This is a genomic window from Pseudomonas sp. NFX183, assembly GCF_047943075.1.
In the GTDB taxonomy this organism is placed as follows: domain Bacteria; phylum Pseudomonadota; class Gammaproteobacteria; order Pseudomonadales; family Pseudomonadaceae; genus Aquipseudomonas.
Map to the genome: position 1 here is coordinate 5559820 of NZ_CP181333.1, position 20906 is coordinate 5580725.

Here is a 20906-nt window from a genome sequence, read left to right on the forward strand (position 1 = left end):
CATCTGCCCGGATTCAGGAGCATTCGTTACCCCCCGACCCAGAGCCGACCCCATAAGAAAGTAAGGACCAGGCCTGTTGGCACGATCAGCCACGGGCTCATAAAAAAATGCGTTTTTTAAAGCGGCAGTGCCACCCAAGCATCCCTGGGCACTGACAAGGTACTGGAATGGCTCGATCTTTCTTTGATGAAATGAATGACGCACAGGGCGTGTGCCGTGCGCATTATCAGGATTTCTCCCGCTGGCTGGCCAACACGCCGCCGGAACTGCTGGCGCAAAGGCGCCGCGAAGCCGATTTGCTGTTCCACCGCGCCGGCATCACCTTCACCCTCTACGGCGACGAGCAGGACACCGAGCGCCTGATCCCCTTCGACATCATTCCGCGCAGCATCCCCGCCACTGAATGGAGCGTGATCGAACGCGGCTGTATCCAGCGGGTCAATGCGCTGAACATGTTCCTGGCCGACATCTATCACGACCAACGCATCATCAAAGCCGGGATCATTCCCGCCGAGCAGGTGCTGGGCAACGAGGGTTATCAGAAGGCGATGGTCGGGCTGGACCTGCACCGCGACATCTATTCGCATATTTCCGGGGTTGACCTGGTGCGCGACGGCGACGGCACCTATTACGTGCTCGAAGACAACCTGCGCACCCCCAGCGGCGTGAGCTACATGCTCGAAGACCGCAAGATGATGATGCGCCTGTTCCCGGAAGTGTTCGCCAAGCAGCGCATCGCGCCGGTGGATCACTACCCCAACCTGCTGCTCAAGACCCTGAAAAGCTCCAGCCGCCTCGACAACCCCAACGTGGTGGTATTGACGCCTGGGCGCTTCAACAGCGCCTTTTTCGAACACGCCTTCCTCGCCCGAGAAATGGGCGTAGAACTGGTCGAAGGCGCCGACCTGTTCGTGCACGACCTCAAGGTGTTCATGCGCACCACCGACGGGCCCAAGCCGGTGGATGTGATTTACCGGCGTATCGACGACGCCTTCCTCGACCCCAAGGCCTTCAACCCCGATTCGATGCTCGGCGTGCCGGGGCTGGTCGCCGCCTATTGCGCCGGCAATGTGGTGCTGGCCAATGCGATTGGCACCGGCGTGGCCGATGACAAGTCGGTTTACCCGTACGTGCCGGAGATGATCCGCTTTTATCTGGATGAAGAGCCGATCCTGCAAAACGTGCCAACCTTCCAGTGCCGCAAGCCGGATGAACTGTCCCACGTGCTCGCCCACTTGCCGGAACTGGTGGTCAAGGAAACCCAGGGCTCGGGCGGCTACGGCATGCTGGTCGGCCCGGCCTCCACCGCCGCCGAAATCGAGGATTTCCGCCAACGCATCAAGGCACGTCCCCACGCCTACATCGCCCAACCGACCCTGAGCCTGTCCACCTGCCCCACCTTCGTCGAAAACGGCATTGCGCCGCGGCATATCGACCTGCGCCCGTTCGTGCTCTCGGGCAAGGAAACCCGCCTGGTGCCCGGCGGCCTGACCCGCGTGGCATTGAAGGAAGGCTCGTTGATCGTCAACTCGTCGCAAGGCGGCGGAACCAAGGACACCTGGGTGGTGGAGGGCTGAGTATGTTGAGTAGAACCGCCGCAGATCTGTACTGGATGTCGCGTTACCTGGAGCGTGCCGAGAACCTGGCGCGCATGCTCGAAGTCAGTTACTCGCTGTCGCTGATGCCCCAGGCCGGGCGCAGCGATGGGCTGGACGAACTGGCGATGGCGTTGCTCAGCAGTGGCACCCTGGAAAGTTACCTGGAGCGTCACAAACAACTGGACGCGACGCTCATGCTGCACTTTTTCGCCCTCGACGAAGAAAACCCCGCGAGCATCTACAACTGCCTGCGTGCCGCCCGGGGCAACGCCCACGCGGTACGCGGGCGCATTACCGCCGACATGTGGGAAAACCTCAACGCCACCTGGCTGGAAATGCGCAGCATCGCCGCCGGAGGCCTGGCGCGGCACGGCATCAGCCACTTCTGCGACTGGGTCAAGCAGCGTTCGCACCTGTTCCGCGGCGCGACGTCCGGCACCATCATGCGCAATGACGCGTACCGATTTATTCGCCTGGGCACCTTCGTCGAGCGCGCGGACAACACCTTGCGGCTGCTGGACGCGCGCTATGAAATGTTTGGCGAGGAGTCGGAAGAAGTCAGCGACTTGTCGGCGCGCGGCTACTACCAGTGGAGCGCCCTGCTGCGGGCGTTGTCGTCGTTTGAGGCCTACACCGAGCTGTACCCGAACGCGTTGAATGCGCGCTCGGTGTCGGAGTTGCTGCTGCTGCGCAGTGATGTGCCGCGTTCGCTGCATGCGTGTATCGAGGAGTTGAGCCATATCCTCGCCGACTTGCCCGGCAGTTATGGGCGCACAGCGCAGCGCCTGGCGGCCGAATTCGAGGCGCGCCTGCGCTATACCGGGATCGACGAGATTCTGGAGGACGGCTTGCACAGCCGCCTGACGGACTTTATCGACACGGTGCGCGAGCTGGCACGGGCGATTCATAGCTCGTACCTGGAAGTGGTGTGAGTTGCAGTCACTTAACTGTCAGTTCGGGTGATTGACCCTGCTCAGGTGCCGCTCTTATGTTGGGCAGGTGAAAGGCCTTCCCATCCCAAGAACAGGTACCGCGCATGTCCGAACTGACACTGACCCCCGCCGCCGCTCAGACGTTGCAACGCTGGCACGCGATGCTGGCCGGGCGCGATCTGCAATCGCTACCCGAGCTGCTGGCGCCTGATGCCGTCTTCCGCTCACCCATGGCCCACACGCCCTACCCTGGCGCGTCTGTGGTGTCGATGATTCTCAACACCGTAATCACGGTGTTTGAAGACTTTAAATACCACCGTGAACTGGCCACGGCCGACGGGCTCAGTGTGGTGCTGGAGTTCAGCGCGCGGGTGGGCGACAAGCAACTCAAGGGGATTGACCTGATTCGTTTTAATGAGTTGGGGCAAATCGTTGAGTTTGAAGTGATGGTGCGGCCGCTGAGCGGGTTGCAGGCGTTGGGTGAGGAAATGGGGCGGCGGTTGGCGCCTTATCTGGCAAAAACCAAAGGTTAAAACTGTGGGAGCGGGCTTGCCCGCGATAGCGGTGGTTCAGTTGCATGGGTGGTGACTGAGCGGACGCCATCGCGGGCAAGCCCGCTCCCACATGGGTTTTGTGTTGGTTATTGGTTTTTTACCAGTACGGGTTCTGCGCGGTATTGGTCCGGGAACAGCTTTTTCAGCTGCGCCACTTTCGGCAGGTCGTTGATCACGATGTAGGGGTACGACGGGTTCTCGGTGAGGAAGTCCTGATGATAGGACTCGGCCGGGTAAAACGCCTTGCCCATCTCCACTTTGGTCACGATCGGCTTGTCGAAGGCCTTGGCGGCGTCGAGCTGTGCGATGTAGGCCTGGGCGACTTTTTGCTGCTCGGCATTCTGCGCGAAAATCTCCGAGCGGTACTGGGTGCCACTGTCCGGGCCCTGGCGGTTGAGTTCGGTGGGGTTGTGGGCCACCGAGAAGTAGATCTGCAGCAGCTTGCCGTAGCTGACCTTGCTCGGATCGTAGGTCACCGACACCGACTCGGCGTGGCCGGTGTCGCCCTCGCTGACCGACTCGTATTGCGCCGTGTTGGCGGCGCCGCCGTCATAGCCGGACACGGCATTTTTCACGCCTTGTACATGCTGGAACACCCCTTGGACGCCCCAGAAACAGCCACCGGCGAACACCGCGGTTTGCAGGTTGCCGGACTCGGCCGGCAGGTCGAGCGCGGGCGGCGCGATCATCACCGCGTCATCGGCTGCGCCGAAAGAAAAGGCCGAGCTTTGGCCGACGAAGGTGGCGAAGGCCAGTGCGGGTAAAATTTTGAGAAGCCTCATAAAACTCACTCCAGAGCGCGGTCGAGTGTGGGAGCTGGCTTGCCTGCTCCCACATTGATTGGGGTTTCACTTGAAGATTGATGGGTCAGCCGAAGGTGAAGGCATATGCCGCCACGTGCGGGTCGAGAAATTCGATGCTGAAGGTGCGGTCCTGAACGGCGCCGGGCTGGCGTACTAGTTGATACAGGCGTTGCTCGGTCACCGTGCCGCTGCCGTCCGGTGCCACATCCGTGCCGTGGGCCTCGCCCGGCGCTTGGCCGTCAATCGTCACCTTGAAACGCACCGGCTTGCCATCGGCACCCGGGCCCAGCACCAGGTGCAGGTCACGGGCATGGAAGCAGTAGACGATGCGCCCGCCAGCCTGGTCGAGGGTGGCTTGCTGACCGCCGACATTCCATGGGCCTTCCAGGGTCCAGTTGTTCAGCGCCAGGGTGCCGGCTGCCGGGTAATTCACCACTGTGTCGGTGCCCAAGGTGCCGGTGGTCACGAAGTTTTCCGCCCGCTGGAAGCCCAGGTAGGTTTCCGGCGATTGCACCTCGTTCATGTCCGGCGCTTGCTCCACGCCCTTGGCGTCGGCTTCGATCAAGCCACCGGCGACGTTGGTCGCGCCAGCCTCACGCAGCAGTTGCTGAATGACGCGTTCGGACTCGGCGTAATCGCCTTCGCCAAAGTGGTGATAGCGAATCTGGCCCTTGGCATCGGCAAAATAGTGCGCCGGCCAGTACTGGTTGTTGAAGGCGCGCCAGATTTTATAGTTGTTGTCGATCGCCACCGGGTAGGTGATGCCCAGATCCGTCATGGCCTTGGTGACGTTGCTCACGTCGCGTTCAAAGGCGAATTCCGGGGCGTGCACGCCAATCACCACCAGGCCCTGGTCGTGGTATTTCGCGGCCCAGGCTTTGACGTAGGGCAAGCTGCGCAGGCAGTTGATGCAGGAGTAAGTCCAGAAATCCACCAGCACCACTTTGCCTTTGAGCGCTTCGGCGCTCAGTGGCGGGCTGTTGAGCCATTGCACCGCGCCGTCCAGCGCCGGCAACGCGCCTTCGATGGGCAGCGAATAGCTGTGGTTGGCCGCCGCCATCATGGCTCCGCCAGCCATCATCGCGCCGCTTTTCTGTTCGGGCTTGGCGCTGAGCGTGTCCACCAGGCGTTGTTCCAGGCCGCCGGTGGAGGCCGTCGACAAGCGCGACAGCACCCCGGTGTCCAGGCCCAGCGCGATGGCGGCCACGCCGGCCAACATCAGCGCTCCCAGGCCGCGGCGCAACCATTCGCCGGCGCCGAGCGACTTTTTCATCAAGCCAAAGACTTTACCGCCGACCAGCAGCGCCAGCGCCAGTGACGTCGCAGCACCGGCGGCGTAGGCCAGCAACAGCAAGGTAGTGCCGATGCTGGCGCCCTGCAGCGCCGCGCCGGTCAGTACCAATCCGAGGATGGGCCCGGCGCAGGGTGCCCAGAGCAAACCGGTGGCCACGCCGATCAGGAACGAGGCGCCCGGACGCGGTTTGGCGTCGGCCCCAGCGGCTTCGGACAGGCGACTGCCGGCGGCTACCAGTGGCCGCGTCAGGCGTTCCGACAGTTGCGGCAGCAACAGCGTGAGTCCGAACAGGGCAACGCACAGCAACGCGAGCCAGCGCCCGTATTGATTGACTTGCACCACCCAGCCGCCGCCCACTGCCGCCAGCGAGGCCACCAGGGCGAACGTCACCGCCATCCCCGCTAACAGCGGCAAGCCACTGCGCATAAACGGCTGCCCGGTGCGAGCGAAGACAAAAGGCAGAACAGGCAGGATGCACGGGCTGACAATGGTCAGCACGCCGCCCAGATACGCGAGAACCAGAAGCCACATGGGTTCGTCCCTTATAAGTATTGATAAGCATCGGCTTAAGCCGCCGTGAACGTCATGGCCGCGCCATTCATGCAATAGCGTAGGCCGGTGGGTGCAGGGCCATCGTCGAAGACGTGCCCTTGGTGGCCACCACAGCGGCGGCAGTGAATTTCCTTGCGCACCACGCCGAAGGAGGTGTCGACGTGGCTGGCGACCGCGTTGTCCAGTGGCTGCCAGAAGCTTGGCCAACCGGTGTGGCTATCGAATTTGGTGGCCGAGGAGAACAGCGGCAGCGCGCAGCCGGCGCAGGCGAAAGTGCCCGTGCGGTGTTCGTCGTTGAGCGGGCTGGTGTAAGGCCGTTCGGTGCCCTCCTCGCGCAGAATGTCGAATTGCTCGGCGCTGAGCAGGCTGCGCCACTTAGCCTCGGTGTGGTTGACCTCGAAGGTTTCGGCGGCTTCGGCGTCGGTGACCAGGTTGAGCTGTTTGAGCAGGCCGCCGGCCAGGACGGCGACACCCAGGCCGCCGGTGGCGAGGAGTATTTGTCGGCGTGAATACATGGGATTTTCCTCATTGATGGCTGGCGCTGATCGTGTGGCTGCAGGGTTGGTGTGGCGAGCGGGCTTGCCCCGCGTTGGAGTGCGTAGCGCTCCCGGTTTTTTTGGGGCCGCTGCGCAGGCCGACGCGGGGCAAGCCCGCTCGCCACGGGGATCTGGCTCGCCACAACAGCCTGTCTTGTCGTAACCGGCGCCTTTGCATTGAGGTGATCCTGGGCCATGGGCGGTCGCGAAATCCTCACGCAGAGTTAAACAATTCGTGATAACTACACTGTTGCAAAACCCGCACAATGCGCGAACTACAAGCGAAGGTTTTCAGCATGGATCAGCCCAAACGTGTCCTGGTGGTCGAGGACGACGCCCATATCGCCGACTTGATTTGCCTGCACCTGCGCGACGAGCAGTTTGAGGTGGTGCACAGCGCCGATGGCAACGAAGGTTTGCGCCTGCTCGAACAGGGCGGCTGGGATGCGTTGATCCTCGACTTGATGCTGCCCGGCGTCGACGGCCTGGAAATCTGCCGGCGCGCCCGCGCCATGACGCGCTACACCCCGATCATCATCACCAGCGCGCGCTCCAGCGAGTTGCACCGCATCCTTGGGCTGGAGCTGGGCGCCGACGACTACCTGGCCAAGCCGTTTTCGATGCCCGAGCTGGTCGCACGGGTCAAGGCGCTACTGCGCCGCGTGGATGCAATGGCGCGCAACTTGAAGATGGACGCCGGCAGCCTCGACCTCGGCCAGCTGTTCATCAACCCGCTGACCCGCGATGCGACCCTGCAAGGCCAGCGCCTGGACCTCACGCCGCGCGAGTTCGACCTGCTGTATTTCTTCGCCCGACAGCCGGGCAAGGTGTTTTCGCGCATGGACTTGCTCAACGCGGTGTGGGGCTACAGCCACGAAGGCTATGAACACACCGTGAACACGCACATCAACCGCCTGCGTGCCAAAGTCGAAGCCGACCCGGCCAACCCGGTGCTCATCCTCACGGTGTGGGGCCGGGGCTACAAGTTTGCCGAGAGCGCGTCATGAAACTGACCCTGACCCAGCGCCTGTCGGTGGTGTTCGCCGTGCTGCTGGTGATTTGCAGCGGCACCTCGGCATGGCTGCAGGTGCGCTCCAACCGCATGCATGAACTGGAAGTGGTGCAAGGCCTGTCGCGCGACCTGGCGGCGCATATTGCCCGCGACACTCAACTGATGGACGCCGACGGCCTCAAGCCCGAGGCGGTGCGCAACCTGTTCAGCCAGTTGATGCTGGTCAACCCGAGTGTCGAGGTGTACTTGCTCGATAATGACGGGCGTGTGGTCGGGAATGCCGCGCCCAGCGGGCATTTGCTGCGCGACAAGGTCGACCTCGCACCGGTGCGCCGATTCCTCAGCGGCGCGATGCTGCCGATCCTCGGCGATGACCCGCGCAGCGTCGATGGGCGCAAGGTATTCAGCGCGGCGCCGCTCAAGGCCAACGGCCAGCAAACCGGCTTTCTGTACGTGGTGCTGCTGGGCGAGGCCCATGATGTGTACGACGCCAAAGACGCGACCGGCATGGCGTTGAAGATTGCCTTGTGGTCCATCGGCCTGGTCGCCCTGCTCTGCCTGTTGGCCGGCTTGATCGCCTTCGCCTGGATCACCCGACCGCTGCGCCAACTCACCGACAAGGTAGGCCGGTTCGACATCAACGGCGCCCCTAAACCTGCGCAAATCAACACCCCCGAACTCGACAGCGGCGATGAAATCGCCGTGCTCGACCATGCCTTCGTGCAAATGGAAAACCGCCTGGGCGAACAATGGCGCGCCATCACCCATCAGGACCAGGAACGCCGGGAAATGGTCGCGAACATCTCCCATGACCTGCGCACGCCGTTGGCGTCGCTGCACGGCTATCTGGAAACCCTGTCCCTCAAGGACGCCAGCCTCAGCCCCGACGAGCGCCGCCGCTACCTGGGCATCGCCCTCGACCAAAGCCGCAAGGTGGGCGGGTTGGCCCAGTCACTGCTGGAGCTGGTGCGCCTGGAACATGGTTTTGTGCAGCCGGTGATCGAAGGCTTTTCCCTGCCGGACCTGGTGCAAGACATCTTCCAGAAATTCGCACTCACCGCCGAAGCCCGCTCCATTACCCTCACCGCCACGCTGCCGCCACAGGTGCCAACGGTGCTGGCCGACCTGGGCCTGATCGAACGTGTGCTGACCAACTTGCTCGACAACGCCTTGCGGCATACACCGGTAAACGGCGAAGTCGAAGTGATCCTGGCACCCGAGGCTACTTGTGTGGCGGTGACCGTCAGCGACAGCGGCCCGGGCATTGACGCGCAGCTGCGCGAAGGCCTGTTCCTGCGCGCGTTCACCATCGGCGGCGCAAGGCGCGATGGCGGCCTGGGCCTGCGCATCGTGCACCGTATCCTGCAATTGCACGGGCGCAGCATCCAACTGGTGGAGCGCCCAGGCCATGGGGCGACCTTCAGGTTCTCGCTAGAAACGCGAGCATCAGCGCGTTGACCCGCTCGGCCTGTTCGTTCTGGATCCAGTGACCGCAGTTGGCCAACACCTGCTGGTGCAGGTTGGGCACTGCGTCGGGCATGCGCTTGAGGGTGTGGGCTTCAAACACGCCGACCGGATCACGGTCGCCAATCAGGAATAATGTGGGTTGCAGCACGGGCTGGCCGGCAAGGAACTCGGTGCGCTGCCAGTTGCGCTCAAAGTTGCGATACCAGTTCAGCGGGCCGCGAAAACCGCACTTGCTGAAGGTTTGCACGTAAACGTCCAAGTCCGCTTGGGTACACCACGTCGGCAATGCGCCGGGGGCCGAGACGCCGTCGAACAGGGTGGCGTTGGCTGGCTTTTTCTGCAGGAACACGTCCTGATCCTGCATGAACAGCCGCAACGTGCGTTCGATGTCGGCATCCAGTTCCCGCTCGGCTACGCCCGGTGCCTGGAAATACAGGATGTAGTTGAAGCGCTCGGCGTACAGCTCGCGCATGATCTCGATCACCGGGCGCCGCGCACGTCCTGCAAACGGCACGGACATCGTGATCAAGCGGGCGACCCGCGCAGGCTCCAGTAACGCCAGATGCCAGGCCACCACGGCGCCCCAGTCGTGGCCGACCATCACCACCTGTTGATGGCCGAAATGGTCCATGGCCTGCTGAATATCGGCGCACAAGGTCAGTAACTCGTAATCGGCGACCTCGGCAGGCGAACTCGATTCGCCGTAGCCGCGCATGTCGGGCGCGAACACCCGATACCCGGCGCCGGCCAGCGCGCGAATCTGCTCGCGCCAGGAGTGCCAGCACTCCGGAAACCCGTGCAGCAGCCAGATCGGCTGGCCGTGCTCGGGACCGGCGATGTGGACGCTCAACTCAATACCGTTGACCTGAACCTTGTCATGCTGGATATCGCTCATCACTGGCTTCCTTGTGATCGATGGTGTGAAGGTTATGAAGGGAGCGCTCGCGGTATTCGCGTGGGGTGCACTTCATCTGACGTTTGAATACGCTGCTGAAGGCGCTGTCCGACTGGTACCCCAACGCCTGGCCGATGCTGGACACACTGCTGCCGGAGGTGTTCAAGGCCTTTATCGCCAAGTGCATGCGCCAGCGGGTCAGGTACTCCTGAGGGGCCATTCCGACCTGCTGTTTGAAGCGCAAGGCAAACGTCGAACGGGACTGATTGGCAATGCCGGCCATGTCGCTCAAGGTCCAACGCCGCGCCGGTTCGGCGTGCACTTGCGCAAGTACCGGTGCCAGCCGAGGGTCGGTCAATGCCGCCAACCAGCCTTGAGTGCTGGCACCCAGGGAAGATTGATAGAGGCGCAGGATTTGCACCAGCATCATTTGCGCCAAATGCTCGGTCATCAATGCCGCGCCGAGTCTTGGCCCGGCATATTCCAGGGCCAGCCGCTCCAGGCACCAGCGCAACACGCCGGCCTGTTCGGACCTGGCGCTGATACGCACCACCGGCGGCAACCCATCGAGCAACAAACGCGCATCATCGCCGTAGGTGAACAGCCCACCAATCAGAAACAAATCCTGCGCGTCGCCCACGCGGGCGATGCCGTCCACCGCCTCGCGGTAAACGTCGCGCGCGTCAACGCCCTCCCGTGCAAGGTTGCTGGACAATCTCCACGGACGGTTGTGTGTCAGTAAAAAACAATCGCCCTCGCTCAAGGCGATGGGCACCGGCTCGCCCTCCACTTCCAGCCAACAGTTGCCCTCCACCACGGCATTGAACTTGATGCCCTGCGGCGCCGGAAAATTCACCGCCCACGTGCCGCCGGCCCTTAAGCCCGCGAACAACGTGCGGTGGCTTTTCAAGAGGGCCAATACCTCGGAGAGAGTATCCACAAGAAAAATCTCCGGACGATCGCGATAGAAACACAGACTTTAGGGCACTCCGCGTCCGACCGCCGAAGAAGAACATAGCCCTACCCCAAATGGAGAACGGCTATGACGCACAAACAAGCCCCCCTCAACAGTGGTTTTGGTGCCAGTACCACCGCGCTGCAAGCGTTGGCCGCTAAAGACCTGCGCGGAATGACCGCCATCGTCACCGGCTGTTACTCCGGAATTGGTCTGGAGGCCACTCGCGCACTTGCAATTGCCGGAGCACGGGTGATCGTCACTGCGCGTGACGCGCAAAAGGCGCAGCGCAATCTGCACGGCATACAAGGCGTTGAATCGGTGCACCCCGGCGAAATCCTTACTGACCTGGTTCGGCATCTGGACAAAAAGGACTTGGCGTTCGTCGGCGCGCTGGATGAACACGGCACTGTGCGCGCGGCCAGCCATTACAAAAGCCCCGCACAAGGCGCCGCCACGCTGGTGTGGTGTGGCGTCAGCCCGCAACTTGAAGGAATGGGCGGCCTGTATTGCGAGGACTGTGAAGTCGCCACACCCACCGAAGATCACACCCCGCGCAGCGGCATTCACGCCTGGGCATCGATCCGCAGCAAGCCGAAAAACGCTGGGCGCTGAGTGAACAACTGAGCGGCATCACGCTTGAGTGACGGGCGCCCACCAGCGCGGCAATAATTGGCGAACGCGCGCTTCGCCAAAGCGGTCGTCAATCAACATCACCACGCCCTCATCCTGCTGGCTGCGAATCACGCGTCCCGCCGCCTGCACCACTTTCTGAATGCCGGGGTACAGGTAGGTGTAGTCGTAACCGGAGCCGAAAATCGACGCCATGCGCGCTTTCATCTGTTCGTTGATCGGGTTCAGTTGCGGCAAACCCAAGGTGGCGATGAAGGCGCCAATCAAGCGTGCGCCGGGCAAATCAATGCCTTCGCCAAACGCACCGCCCAGCACGGCAAAGCCGATGCCCTGGCTGTGCTGGGTAAACTGGTTGAGAAAACCCTGCCGTTCGGCCTCGGCCATGCCGCGTGACTGCAACCACAGCGCCACCTGCGGGTGACGCTCGGCCATTAACTGCGCCACCTGTTGCAGGTAATCGAAGCTTGAGAAAAACGCCAGGTAGTTGCCGGGCCGTTGCGCGAATTGCCCGGCGATGAGCTCCACGATCGGTGCCAGCGAGGCTTGGCGGTGCACAAACCGCGTGGAAATCGCATCGACGATACGCACCTGCAATTGCTCGGCCTTGAACGGCGATTCCACGTCGATCCACGCAGTATCCGCCGGCAGGCCGAGCAGGTCGGCGTAATAGTGGCGTGGGCTCAGGGTCGCGGAAAACAGCACGCTGCTGCGCGCGGCGGTCAGCCTGGGCCGAATGAATTCGGCCGGCACCACATTGCGCAGGCACAGGGTTGAAGCACTGCGCTTGCCACCGAACTGACGTTTGCTGATATCAAAGATGAAGTGTTCGTTGAACAGTTCGGCGACTTTGGCAAATTGCAGCGCTTCGAAATAAAACGCCTGCAGCTCGCCGCTGAGGGCCTCGGGGTGATCGTTGAAGTAGTCGCCCATGGCGCTGGTGCAGAGGCTCAGGGCCTGCAGCAGTTTTTCGGGTTTGCTGGAGTAGGCCTGGTATGGCGCGAGCTGGTCCTTGTGCAGGGCGTTCCATTCGCGGTTCAGGCGTTGCAAGGGTTTCTTCAGCGGCTCGGGTGCGCTGTCGCGCAGGGTCTTGAGGCTGTATTGGTCAAGGCTGGCGCTGTACATCGAACGCGCACGCTCCACCAGGTTGTGAGCTTCGTCCACCAGCACGGCGGCGCGCCATTGGTTCAACTGGGCCAGGCCGAACAGCATGGCGCCAAAGTCGAAATAGTAGTTGTAGTCAGCCACCACCAGGTCGGTCCAGCGCGCCATTTCCTGGCTCAGGTAATACGGGCAAACATCATGAGCCAGCGCCACGTCGCGCAGGTTGCGCTGGTCCAGCAGGCGCACCCTGGACGCGGCCGTGCGCGCGGCCGGCAGGCGATCGTAAAAGCCTTTGGCCAAGGGGCAGGAATCGCCATGGCAGGCTTTGTCCAGGTGTTCGCAGGCCTTGTCCCGCGCCACCAGTTCGAGCACGCGTAGCGGCAAATCGGGGCTGCTGTCGTAGAGGACTTGGGCGGCGTCCAGGGCCAGCTTGCGGCCCGGCGTCTTGGCGGTGAGGAAGAACACCTTGTCCAGCTGCTGCGGCGCCAGGGCCTTGAGCAGCGGAAAGATCGTGCCGACGGTTTTACCGATGCCAGTGGGCGCCTGCGCCATCAGGCAACGGCCGGTACTGACGGCTTTGTAGACCGATTCTGCCAGGGCGCGCTGGCCGGGGCGAAAGTCAGCGTGGGGGAACGCCAGGCGCTGGGCGGCGCTGTTGCGCGCGTCGCGGTGCTGCATTTCCTGTTGGGCCCAGCCCAGGAACAACGCGCACTGCTGGTTGAAGAACAGTTCAAGGTCGGCCGCTGCAAAGCGCTGGTTGAGCAGGGTTTCGCCCTCGCCGACGATGTCGAAGTACACCAGTGCCAGGTCGATTTCACCAAGGCCAAGCTTCTGGCACATCAACCAGCCGTATACCTTGACCTGCGCCCAATGCAATTGACGGTGGTTGGCGGGCTGGGCGTCGAGGTCGCCGCGATAGGTTTTCACTTCTTCCAGGCGATTGCTGTCCGGGTCGTAGCCGTCCGCCCTGCCCCGTACTTTGAGCTGTTGGTATTCGCCTTCCAGCGCGACTTCGTTCTGGTAGTGCGCGCTGCGCCGCGACGCCACGGTGCGGTGGCCGACGATACCTTCCTGGGCGCTGGGCGACGGCGTGAAGCGCAGGTCGAGGTCGCCGACCTTGGCCGTGAATTCACACAGCGCGCGCACCGCGACGCTGTAGCTCAAGCCGACTGCGCCCAGCGCACATAGCAGACAGTCACCGGCATCTGATACTCGCCACAGAACTCCAGCCAGCGCAGCTGGTTATCCTGCAGCCGGTCGCCGGGGCCCTTGACCTCGATCATGCGGTAAGTCTTCTGGGCGGGCCAGAACTGGATCAGGTCCGGCATGCCGGCGCGGTTGGCGCGGATGTCCAGCAGCAAGCGTTCAAACCAGTAGCGCAGGTGTTCGGCGGGCAAGCAGTCCAGTGCTTGCTGCAGCAGGTCTTCGCTGAGCAGGTTCCAGAACACGAATGGCGACTGGATGCCCCATTTGTCGACGTAACGCTGGCGGATGGTGGCCTTGTAACGCTCATCGCCAAGCTGCTCGAAACACGCCGCAAACAACGGCGCGCGGCGCTGATGGAAATCTTCACTGTGCAAGTCCACCGGCCCGCGCTGGAACGGGTGGAAAAACGAGCCGGGTAATGGTGCAAAAATCGCCTCCCAGCACAACAGACCGAACAGGGAGTTGATCAGGCCATTCTCGACGTAATGCACCGGCGCGTCGGGCTCGCTGAGGTGCGCCTGCACGCAGTACTCCACCGACATCAGCGGCTGCGGCACCTCCAACGCCAGATCCAGACGCGTGACGGGCCGCGGCTTGGCCTTGGGCAGCGCCGGCTCCCCCAGCTTGCGGCGCAGGCGTGGCAGCACGCGCAGCAGGTGTTGCTGTTCGGCGGCGCTTTCCGGAGCCTGTTGCGCGGCGCACGCCAGGGCCATGGCTTGCGGGTAATCCTCCTGGCGCTCCAGCACGCGAATCAGGCGTGACCGGGCGCCGGGATAGGCGCATTGGCGGTAAATGCGTTGCGCCAGGTCGAGTTCGGCGCTGCGTTCGCAGTACTGGCCGATCTGGAACAACAGCTTGGCGCGACGCTTTTCCAGCCACGGGTTGTCGGTGCACAGCGTAGCGATTTGCGCGAGTACGCCGTCCAGTGCCTCCCCCGCTTCGAAGGCCTGCTGGCATTGATGCAGAAATAGAAAACCGACGACGTCGTCACGGGTGCGCAGGCCGCGGGACTCGGCGCAGAACTCGACTTTTTCGTAGGTGTAGATGCCAAGGTCGGCCAGCACGAACTCTGACCAGTCCTGGTGCAGATTGCCAAAGAACATCAGGCGCAAGCGGTCGCACAGGTCCATCACGGTGAGGCTGTACAGTGCATCGCTCAGGTCCGGGCACCACTGGGCAAAGCTGCGCTGCTGCGTAAAATGCTGCGTCAGTGATGCCAGCCAGTCGGTTTTCTTGGCTTTGGGTTGATCAATCCAGGGTTTGAAGGCAGCGAGGACTTCGCCTTTTTGCAGCACGGCGAACAGCTCTTCAACGCACAGCGCGCCTTGATCATCGACCCAACCCTGCTCAATCAACGCCAGGGCGGCCGAGCGTGTGCAACCAATCTCAAGGTAATTGAGCTTGCTTGCGCGAAAATGCACGCCCTTGCGCATGACCATGCGCACCAACAGCGCCTGTGACGCTTGCGGCAACCTGTCAAATTGCTGAATGAAATGCTGTTCGTCCGCATCAAGCAAATCCGCATAGCGCTGCACCAGCCACTGCAGGACTTGGCGGAAGTTATGCAGGTAATACAAGGGATTTTCGAGGGGGTTGGCCATGTCGAGCGCTGATCAAATACTGGTTATGCATACAGAGTGCCGTCGCGAACCCGTTGTTGCAATCGGTAATAGATAAATGGCGCACGCAACTTTTCTAATAAAAAGGATCAGATAGCTCAGTTGATGGCGTAACATTTACGGCCCGCCCCCATAGGCTGCGGGACTTTTCAGGGTTAAAGGTAAGGGTTATGAACATGAAGAATTTGGGTCTGCCGCTGGTTGCACTCACTTTTCTGCTATTGGCCGGTTGCTCAACGCAAACCGTGGTGACATTGCAAAATGGTACGCAGTATTTGACCAAGGACAGTCCTAAAACCAAGACCGCCGACGGCTTCTACGAGTTCACCGACATCGCTGGCAAGCATGTGCGCGTCAAGGCCGATGACGTAGCGACGGTACGCAAGGAAAACTGATAAAAAAAGCCCCGCAGATGCGGGGCTTTTTGTTGCAGGTTCAGTACCGATAGTACGGGTGGTAATACGGGTGATAGTAGGGATGGTAATAGTACGAGTGGTAGTACGGCCGGTAGCAGCATGGGCCCGGATAGGCCGGGTACACCGCACACCCGCCCAATCCCAGCAATACCAAGGCGCATAGCAGCAATCGAAGTCGGGACATGCTCAGCTCCTCATATGACGCGCGAAACATCTCGCAGGTGCTGATTAAACGCGTGAGGCGCACGTAATCCGTCGCAAGGCTGCGCCGCTGATCAATGAAGATTTATTTACCGAAGGATTTTCCCCGCCTGGGCGTTTAACCGATAAGCCGCTTTTATTTTCAAACACGGCACAACGGAGGAACGACGGCCATGGCACTCATGTCCCGCACGGTACGCGCTCTTTTGCTGATTCCCCTGACCCTGGCGGCATTAGCCTGCGCGCCAGCGTTTGCCGACACCATCATCATTCGCCAGCCACCGCGGGTGATCGTGGTGCAACCACCTCCACCGTTCTATTACGGGCATTGGGGCTATGCGCCACGTCCTTACTACTACCCACATCACTATTACGGCTATGGCTATGGCTACCCCCACCGGCCCTATTGGGGCGGTGGCTGGCGGGGGCAGCACTGGCACTGATCGGTTGCGTGAGTAATCAGCCGATCACTACGCCATCCGTCCACAACCCGCCATGCCCCACGCCGACCAGCGTCACCGAGTCGGCACCAAACGTGAGCACCGTATCGGCGCCGACCACCTTCGCGTGGTCACGCAGGTCGGTGCTCCCCTCCACGTCCTTGAACACCAGTTTGTCGGTGGGCTGGTAGCCAATCACCCGGTCATTGCCAAAGTGGCCGCTGAACAGAAAGGTGTTGTGCCCGCTGTCGTCACGGATCGTGTCATTGCCTTTGCCACCCTCGATAAAGTCCGCCCCCTTGCCGCCCTGGATCAGGTCGTTGCCATCGCTGCCGATGATGAACGTGTTGCCCTTGTGCGGCTCGGCATTGCGGTTGAGGTCCTGCACCCAAGTGTTGGCCCGCGCCGGGTCGGACAGGTTGGCAACAATCACCGTGGAGTCACGGGTCATCTGCTCGTAGAGGCCGGACTCGAGGATGCGCGTCATGCCATCGCCGTACGCCGTCGGCAGATGCGAGACCCAGGTGGGCAGGTTGACGATGGAAAACGGCATCACATTCCACAGCGTCGAGGCGTAGTGGTCGTTGAAGCTGACGATGTTATCGGTGGTGGACTCGTGGGGTTTGTCGTGCACGCCCAGCGACGACAGGTTGAAGGACGAGCCGTCCAGCGCGCGGAACACCGGGTCGTTTTCGTAACCGATATTGAGCACCTTGTCGCCGGCACTCTGGGTCGGCGAGGCATAGGCGACATAGTTGGCGTCCTTGTAGAACCCCGCCCATTTGTTGTTGCTCAAGTCCGCCATGCTGTTGACCGCCAGCCCGCCCAGGCTGTGGCCGCTGACCACCACGTCCTTGCCGGTCAGGCCATGGGCACCGGCGTAGTCGGCAACATTCTTGAGCAAGCCGCCGAACGCTTCGCCGGCGTAGTTTTTCGCGTAATCCTTGGGCCCCAGGGCCGCGAGCAGATCGCTGATCAAGTCGCCGATCGAGTCGCTGATCAGGGTTTCCCGTGGCCCCGAGGTGCCACGAAAACCGATACCGATTTCGAGCAGCTTGCCGGCGTCATCGTATTTGCCGAGTACCTCGACCTGGGCCGTGGTGTAGCCGGCTTTTTCCCCAAAGAAGGTGCCACGCGCATCGACCTTGCCGGCGTAGCCCAGGGCACTGGCGCTGATCGGTGTCCAACCGGCTTTCTGCACCGCCTCAAGGGCGGCTTTTTCCGAATCCGGGTTCCACGGGATGCCTGGGATCACGCCCTGGGAATCCGTGCTGCCGAGCAGCGCGCCGACCAGCGTGGCCGGTAGCCCCAAGCCTAACCCGTTGTGCTGGTAACCCACGGCAAAGCCGTTATCCAGGTTGTGATAGGAATACAACGTGATCGCCATGGCATCGGCGAACAACGTTTTGGAACCCTCGGTGCCAAGGTTTTTATAGTCAAAGATACCCATGGTAGTGCCTCTCTGTTGTTGGATTTGTAGAGAAAGCGAAAACACTTTTCAGCGGTGGGCCAGGTGTCAGGTGGGAGCTGGCGTGCTCCCACCTGACACCTGGCCCGCATGCAAAGGTGATGAAACCTTTAGAACGCCCAGTCGAGGCTCAAGCCCACCCCGTGCACTTTGTCCTTGCTGGCCAGCAGGCCGTTGTAGTCAAAGTTCACCCGCGCCTCTTTGCTCAAGGCCAGGCTCACCCGCGCGCCCACCAGCGCGGCATCGCGCACCATCGGCGCGCTTTCCACCGCGAACGACGGGCTGCCCGACGCGAACGCCAGGTGCTGCTCGGAATCAGTGCTGCTCAGGTTGTGCTGCCAGCCCAGGGTGCCGGACACCTCCAGTTGCTGGTGATCGTTCACATTGAAGGTCTTCAATGCACGCATGCCCAAGGTGCTCAACACCACATCGCGGCGGTCGTCGTGGCCTTTGAGCGCGGCGGCATCGCCTTTTTCGGTAAAGCCATCGGTGTCCAGGTGCACGTAAGCCAGGTTGGCGAACGGCTCCAGGGCCAACGGTTGCAGATTGACGCGGTAAGCCGCCTCGCCAAACACCTGCGTGCTGCTCGCGTCCACTTTGACTTTCTGCTTGCCGGCCACATCGCCGTACTGCAGGTCGCGCTTCACATCGGCGCGATGCCAGCTGTAGGTCGCTCCCCCGCTCAGGCGCAAAGCACCGATCTCATGCCCGGCATAGGCGCCAAAGTGGTAGCTGTCGACCGAGGCACGTGAGTGGGTGTCGTTGCCCATGTTCAACGAGGTGTCGCTGTAACCGGCGACCAAACCGATACGGGTCGCCTCGTCCAACGCACCGTCAACGCCGACGAGCATGCCGCCCAGCGAAGTGGTGTAGCCCGCCGTGTCGCTGCGGCTGTCGGTCTTGCCCCAGGCGCCCAGGGCCTTGACCCACACGTTGCCACGGCTGTCGAGGGTTTCGCTGGTAGCGCCCATCTCGCCATTGCGCAGGCGCTCGCCCACCGCTTCACGCACGTAACGGCTGTCGTTGACCAGCGCGCTCTGCAACGCCGGGTAGATTTCGCCAGACAGTTGCTGGAACGCGCCTTGCGCCGAGGCCGCAGTCGGCGCCAGCAACAGGCTTTCATACACCGCGTTGCCGGCGCCCAACTGGTCTGCCGCCGCGGCGACAGCACGCTGGTTGGGCGTAACGGCCACACTGGCAAAGCTGTTGGTACGCGCCACATCCAACTGCACGCCGTTGGCGGCATAGTTCAACGTGCCACCGATAAACAGGTAGTTGGGCAGTACTGCACCGAAGCTACCGGTAACCCCACCCGCGGCTTGCAGGATGGTGTACTGGCGACCGATCAGGCTCTGGGCCTGTGCGTTTGTCAGCAGTGTCGGGCTGTTTTCCAGGGCCAGGGTCACGGTGCCGCCATTGAGCGTGGCCGTGCCACCGGCGACGATGCGATCGCTGCTGGTCGACGACAACTCGACCGCGTAGGTCGAGCCCGCGTCGAAGGTGACATTGCCAGCCACATTCAGCGTCCCGATGGAATTACCCGGCGCCACGGTGCCGCCGCTTTTGGCGGACAGCGAGCCGATATGCCCCGAGCCACCGACCACGCCGCTCTGGCTGACGGTGACGTCGGAGGTGACCGAGCCATTGATCGCCAGCAAGCCCTGATTGACCAGGGTCGGGCCGCTGTAGGTATTGTTGCCGGTCAGCACCAGCGCGCCGATGCCCTGCTTGGTCAGGCCGCCGTGGCCGGAAATGTTGTTGCTCCACACGTCCAGCCCGCAGTGCACGTCGGTGCACAGGCGCTGAGTCGGCTTGCCGGCATCCACCACGGCGCCGATCCCTGGCAAATCCGCCACGAACTGCCCGCTGCCGTACGCGCCGTCAATGCGAAACTCGGCCGGGATATCTTCGCCGGTGATGAACATCCCCGGGCCGTTGACCGCCTTGCCCAGGTTGATCATGCCCCAGCCGTACAGCGCGTCGATGCCCGGCGCGCCGAGGTCGGTGGCGGTGGTTTTCAGCACGGTGGAGACCTGATCGCCGCTCATGTACGGGAAGCGCTCCATCAACACCGCCGCAGCGCCGGCCACGTGGGGCGCGGCCATGGAAGTGCCATTTTTATTGGCCCAGTCGGTGGTGAGGTTTGAAAGGTCGGTGCCGTTGATGATCGAGCTGAAGATCTTGGTGCCCGGCGCCGATACGCAAAAGCTTGCCGCATACCCGCAGCGCGACGAGAACGTACTGATCACATAAGGATCAGCGCTGGCGGTGTCCGGGTTCTGCTGCAAGGCCGCCACCGACAGCCAGTTTGGCGCAATGTCCGGCACGAAGTAGGCCAGGCCCGACATCGCATCCGGGTTGTTGCGGTTGTAGTCGTTACCGGCGGCAAAGATGGTCAGCACGCCGCTGCGGGCCGCGTCGATTGCGCCTTGATAAGCACCGCCGGCCAGCGTGCCGAGGATCGGCCGGATAACGTTGAACTGCGCCTGCGCTTCATTGACCGTGAAGTTGGGGAATGCCGGATCGCGGCCGCCCTTGGCGTACTGGTCACCGATGCCGATGCCCCAGCTGTTGTTGATGATGCGCGCGCCATTGGCGACCAGCCCATCCCAACCGGCCTTGTACACCGCGCCGTCGTTGCCGAGGATGATCCCGTCTTCCGGGCCCGGGTCGCCGTTTTCGGCGCTGAGGATCTGCGCATTGAACGCCACGCCATGCATCGGCCCACCATCGCGGTTACCCGCGGCAATGCCGCCGACGTGGGTGCCGTGGTTGCCCAGCTTGCCGTTAGAGTCCTTGGACGGCGTGCCGTCATAACGGAACGCATCGCCCGCCTTCACCGGAATGTAGGGGTCGGTGTATTGGCGAATGCCCTCGGTGACAATGGTCACCACCTTGCCGGGGCTGTCGAATTCCGGGTGCTGCGCGTACACCGGCTGGTCGAAGATCCCCAGCTTGACGCCCTTGCCGGTGTAGCCCGCGGCGTAGGCAGCATCTGCATGCACCGCGCCCAGGCCCCAGTCGGCCTTGAATTCATTGCTGCGCCAACTGGCCGCGTCGCCCAGCTTGCCCGCTTCCACATAGGGTGCGGCCTGGGCGGTTCCCAGGCTTGCCAGGCAGCACAGCAACGCGCCGTATGGCACGCAGCTCAAGGCCTTGAGCGGGTAGCCCGAGCCGGTGTGAGTGGCGGTGATTAACCCTGACTTGCGTTTGTTCACGGTGAC

18 protein-coding genes are annotated in these 20906 nt (G+C 62.4%); 8 read left to right on the forward strand and 10 right to left on the reverse strand.

Annotated elements, in window-relative coordinates:
* Window positions 1–167 precede the first annotated feature (167 nt).
* From ACM530_RS26060 to ACM530_RS26070, 3 genes are all read left to right on the forward strand, one after another.
* On the forward strand, window positions 168–1577 hold the full coding sequence (locus ACM530_RS26060) for a circularly permuted type 2 ATP-grasp protein (protein ID WP_242196845.1): 1410 nt from the start codon (window positions 168–170) through the stop codon (window positions 1575–1577).
* 2 nt (window positions 1578–1579) lie between these two features.
* Entirely contained in the window at window positions 1580–2530 is a 951-nt protein-coding gene (locus ACM530_RS26065) for an alpha-E domain-containing protein (RefSeq protein WP_145160593.1), read from the forward strand.
* Between the two features lie 104 nt (window positions 2531–2634).
* Entirely contained in the window at window positions 2635–3063 is a 429-nt protein-coding gene (locus ACM530_RS26070; RefSeq protein ID WP_416363521.1) for a nuclear transport factor 2 family protein, read from the forward strand.
* Between the two features lie 107 nt (window positions 3064–3170).
* Here ACM530_RS26070 and msrA read toward each other — a convergent pair whose 3' ends face one another.
* From msrA to msrB, 3 genes are all read right to left on the reverse strand, one after another.
* Entirely contained in the window at window positions 3171–3866 is a 696-nt protein-coding gene (gene msrA / locus ACM530_RS26075) for a peptide-methionine (S)-S-oxide reductase MsrA (RefSeq protein WP_416363522.1), read from the reverse strand.
* Between the two features lie 85 nt (window positions 3867–3951).
* Entirely contained in the window at window positions 3952–5712 is a 1761-nt protein-coding gene (locus ACM530_RS26080; RefSeq protein WP_416363523.1) for a cytochrome c biogenesis protein DipZ, read from the reverse strand.
* Between the two features lie 35 nt (window positions 5713–5747).
* A complete protein-coding gene (gene msrB / locus ACM530_RS26085) occupies window positions 5748–6248 on the reverse strand; it encodes a peptide-methionine (R)-S-oxide reductase MsrB (protein ID WP_416363524.1) in 501 nt (166 codons plus the stop codon).
* A 317-nt stretch (window positions 6249–6565) separates the two neighbouring features.
* Here msrB and ACM530_RS26090 point away from each other — a divergent pair, with 317 nt between their 5' ends.
* Together ACM530_RS26090 and ACM530_RS26095 are read left to right on the forward strand one after the other, a co-directional pair.
* A complete protein-coding gene (locus ACM530_RS26090) occupies window positions 6566–7276 on the forward strand; it encodes a response regulator transcription factor (RefSeq protein ID WP_145160585.1) in 711 nt (236 codons plus the stop codon).
* Window positions 7273–8739, forward strand: coding sequence for a sensor histidine kinase (locus tag ACM530_RS26095; RefSeq protein ID WP_262209450.1), 1467 nt, complete (start codon window positions 7273–7275; stop codon window positions 8737–8739). The genes ACM530_RS26090 and ACM530_RS26095 overlap by 4 nt, the downstream gene beginning before the upstream one ends.
* On the opposite strand, the gene ACM530_RS26100 is transcribed toward ACM530_RS26095, so the two are convergent.
* Complete coding sequence (locus ACM530_RS26100) at window positions 8702–9643, reverse strand: alpha/beta fold hydrolase (RefSeq protein WP_416363525.1); 942 nt, start codon at window positions 9641–9643, stop codon at window positions 8702–8704. The two genes, ACM530_RS26095 and ACM530_RS26100, sit on opposite strands and share 38 nt — an antisense overlap.
* Window positions 9624–10583 (reverse strand): AraC family transcriptional regulator, encoded by a 960-nt coding sequence (locus ACM530_RS26105; protein ID WP_416363526.1) that lies wholly within the window; start codon window positions 10581–10583, stop codon window positions 9624–9626. The genes ACM530_RS26100 and ACM530_RS26105 overlap by 20 nt, the downstream gene beginning before the upstream one ends.
* A 102-nt stretch (window positions 10584–10685) precedes the next feature.
* Between ACM530_RS26105 and ACM530_RS26110 the strand changes: the two genes are divergently transcribed.
* On the forward strand, window positions 10686–11213 hold the full coding sequence (locus tag ACM530_RS26110) for an SDR family NAD(P)-dependent oxidoreductase (protein WP_416363527.1): 528 nt from the start codon (window positions 10686–10688) through the stop codon (window positions 11211–11213).
* Window positions 11214–11231: 18 nt separating this feature from the next.
* Here the strand turns inward: ACM530_RS26110 and ACM530_RS26115 are convergent, their stop codons facing one another.
* Window positions 11232–13496, reverse strand: coding sequence for an ATP-dependent DNA helicase (locus tag ACM530_RS26115; RefSeq protein ID WP_416363528.1), 2265 nt, complete (start codon window positions 13494–13496; stop codon window positions 11232–11234).
* On the reverse strand, window positions 13493–15139 hold the full coding sequence (locus ACM530_RS26120; RefSeq protein WP_416363529.1) for a VRR-NUC domain-containing protein: 1647 nt from the start codon (window positions 15137–15139) through the stop codon (window positions 13493–13495). The genes ACM530_RS26115 and ACM530_RS26120 overlap by 4 nt, the downstream gene beginning before the upstream one ends.
* 188 nt (window positions 15140–15327) lie before the next feature.
* Here ACM530_RS26120 and ACM530_RS26125 point away from each other — a divergent pair, with 188 nt between their 5' ends.
* A complete protein-coding gene (locus ACM530_RS26125) occupies window positions 15328–15552 on the forward strand; it encodes a YgdI/YgdR family lipoprotein (protein WP_145160571.1) in 225 nt (74 codons plus the stop codon).
* A gap of 40 nt (window positions 15553–15592) precedes the next feature.
* On the opposite strand, the gene ACM530_RS26130 is transcribed toward ACM530_RS26125, so the two are convergent.
* The gene (locus tag ACM530_RS26130; RefSeq protein ID WP_164487936.1) at window positions 15593–15757 is read right to left on the reverse strand and encodes a hypothetical protein; all 165 of its coding nucleotides are present in this window, start codon (window positions 15755–15757) and stop codon (window positions 15593–15595) included.
* Between the two features lie 190 nt (window positions 15758–15947).
* Here ACM530_RS26130 and ACM530_RS26135 point away from each other — a divergent pair, with 190 nt between their 5' ends.
* Window positions 15948–16217: a hypothetical protein gene (locus ACM530_RS26135; RefSeq protein WP_416363530.1), complete on the forward strand. Its 270-nt coding sequence runs from the start codon at window positions 15948–15950 to the stop codon at window positions 16215–16217.
* Window positions 16218–16233: 16 nt separating this feature from the next.
* Here the strand turns inward: ACM530_RS26135 and ACM530_RS26140 are convergent, their stop codons facing one another.
* Together ACM530_RS26140 and ACM530_RS26145 are read right to left on the reverse strand one after the other, a co-directional pair.
* The gene (locus tag ACM530_RS26140) at window positions 16234–17664 is read right to left on the reverse strand and encodes a lipase (RefSeq protein ID WP_416363531.1); all 1431 of its coding nucleotides are present in this window, start codon (window positions 17662–17664) and stop codon (window positions 16234–16236) included.
* A 128-nt stretch (window positions 17665–17792) separates the two neighbouring features.
* Window positions 17793–20900, reverse strand: a complete 3108-nt coding sequence (locus ACM530_RS26145; protein ID WP_416363532.1) for an autotransporter outer membrane beta-barrel domain-containing protein — start codon at window positions 20898–20900, stop codon at window positions 17793–17795.
* Window positions 20901–20906 lie beyond the last annotated feature (6 nt).

Excerpts from the sequence above, each read along its gene's own strand:
- ACM530_RS26130 (WP_164487936.1), bottom strand. The coding sequence starts at position 15,757 with ATGTCCCGACTTCGATTGCTGCTATGCGCCTTGGTATTGCTGGGATTG.
- ACM530_RS26080 (WP_416363523.1), bottom strand. The coding sequence starts at position 5,712 with ATGTGGCTTCTGGTTCTCGCGTATCTGGGCGGCGTGCTGACCATTGTC.
- msrB (WP_416363524.1), bottom strand. The coding sequence starts at position 6,248 with ATGTATTCACGCCGACAAATACTCCTCGCCACCGGCGGCCTGGGTGTC.
- msrA (WP_416363522.1), bottom strand. The coding sequence starts at position 3,866 with ATGAGGCTTCTCAAAATTTTACCCGCACTGGCCTTCGCCACCTTCGTC.
- ACM530_RS26125 (WP_145160571.1), top strand. The coding sequence starts at position 15,328 with ATGAACATGAAGAATTTGGGTCTGCCGCTGGTTGCACTCACTTTTCTG.
- ACM530_RS26090 (WP_145160585.1), top strand. The coding sequence starts at position 6,566 with ATGGATCAGCCCAAACGTGTCCTGGTGGTCGAGGACGACGCCCATATC.
- ACM530_RS26095 (WP_262209450.1), top strand. The coding sequence starts at position 7,273 with ATGAAACTGACCCTGACCCAGCGCCTGTCGGTGGTGTTCGCCGTGCTG.
- ACM530_RS26060 (WP_242196845.1), top strand. The coding sequence starts at position 168 with ATGGCTCGATCTTTCTTTGATGAAATGAATGACGCACAGGGCGTGTGC.
- ACM530_RS26065 (WP_145160593.1), top strand. The coding sequence starts at position 1,580 with ATGTTGAGTAGAACCGCCGCAGATCTGTACTGGATGTCGCGTTACCTG.
- ACM530_RS26135 (WP_416363530.1), top strand. The coding sequence starts at position 15,948 with ATGGCACTCATGTCCCGCACGGTACGCGCTCTTTTGCTGATTCCCCTG.
- ACM530_RS26140 (WP_416363531.1), bottom strand. The coding sequence starts at position 17,664 with ATGGGTATCTTTGACTATAAAAACCTTGGCACCGAGGGTTCCAAAACG.
- ACM530_RS26110 (WP_416363527.1), top strand. The coding sequence starts at position 10,686 with ATGACGCACAAACAAGCCCCCCTCAACAGTGGTTTTGGTGCCAGTACC.
- ACM530_RS26070 (WP_416363521.1), top strand. The coding sequence starts at position 2,635 with ATGTCCGAACTGACACTGACCCCCGCCGCCGCTCAGACGTTGCAACGC.
- ACM530_RS26120 (WP_416363529.1), bottom strand. The coding sequence starts at position 15,139 with ATGGCCAACCCCCTCGAAAATCCCTTGTATTACCTGCATAACTTCCGC.
- ACM530_RS26100 (WP_416363525.1), bottom strand. The coding sequence starts at position 9,643 with ATGAGCGATATCCAGCATGACAAGGTTCAGGTCAACGGTATTGAGTTG.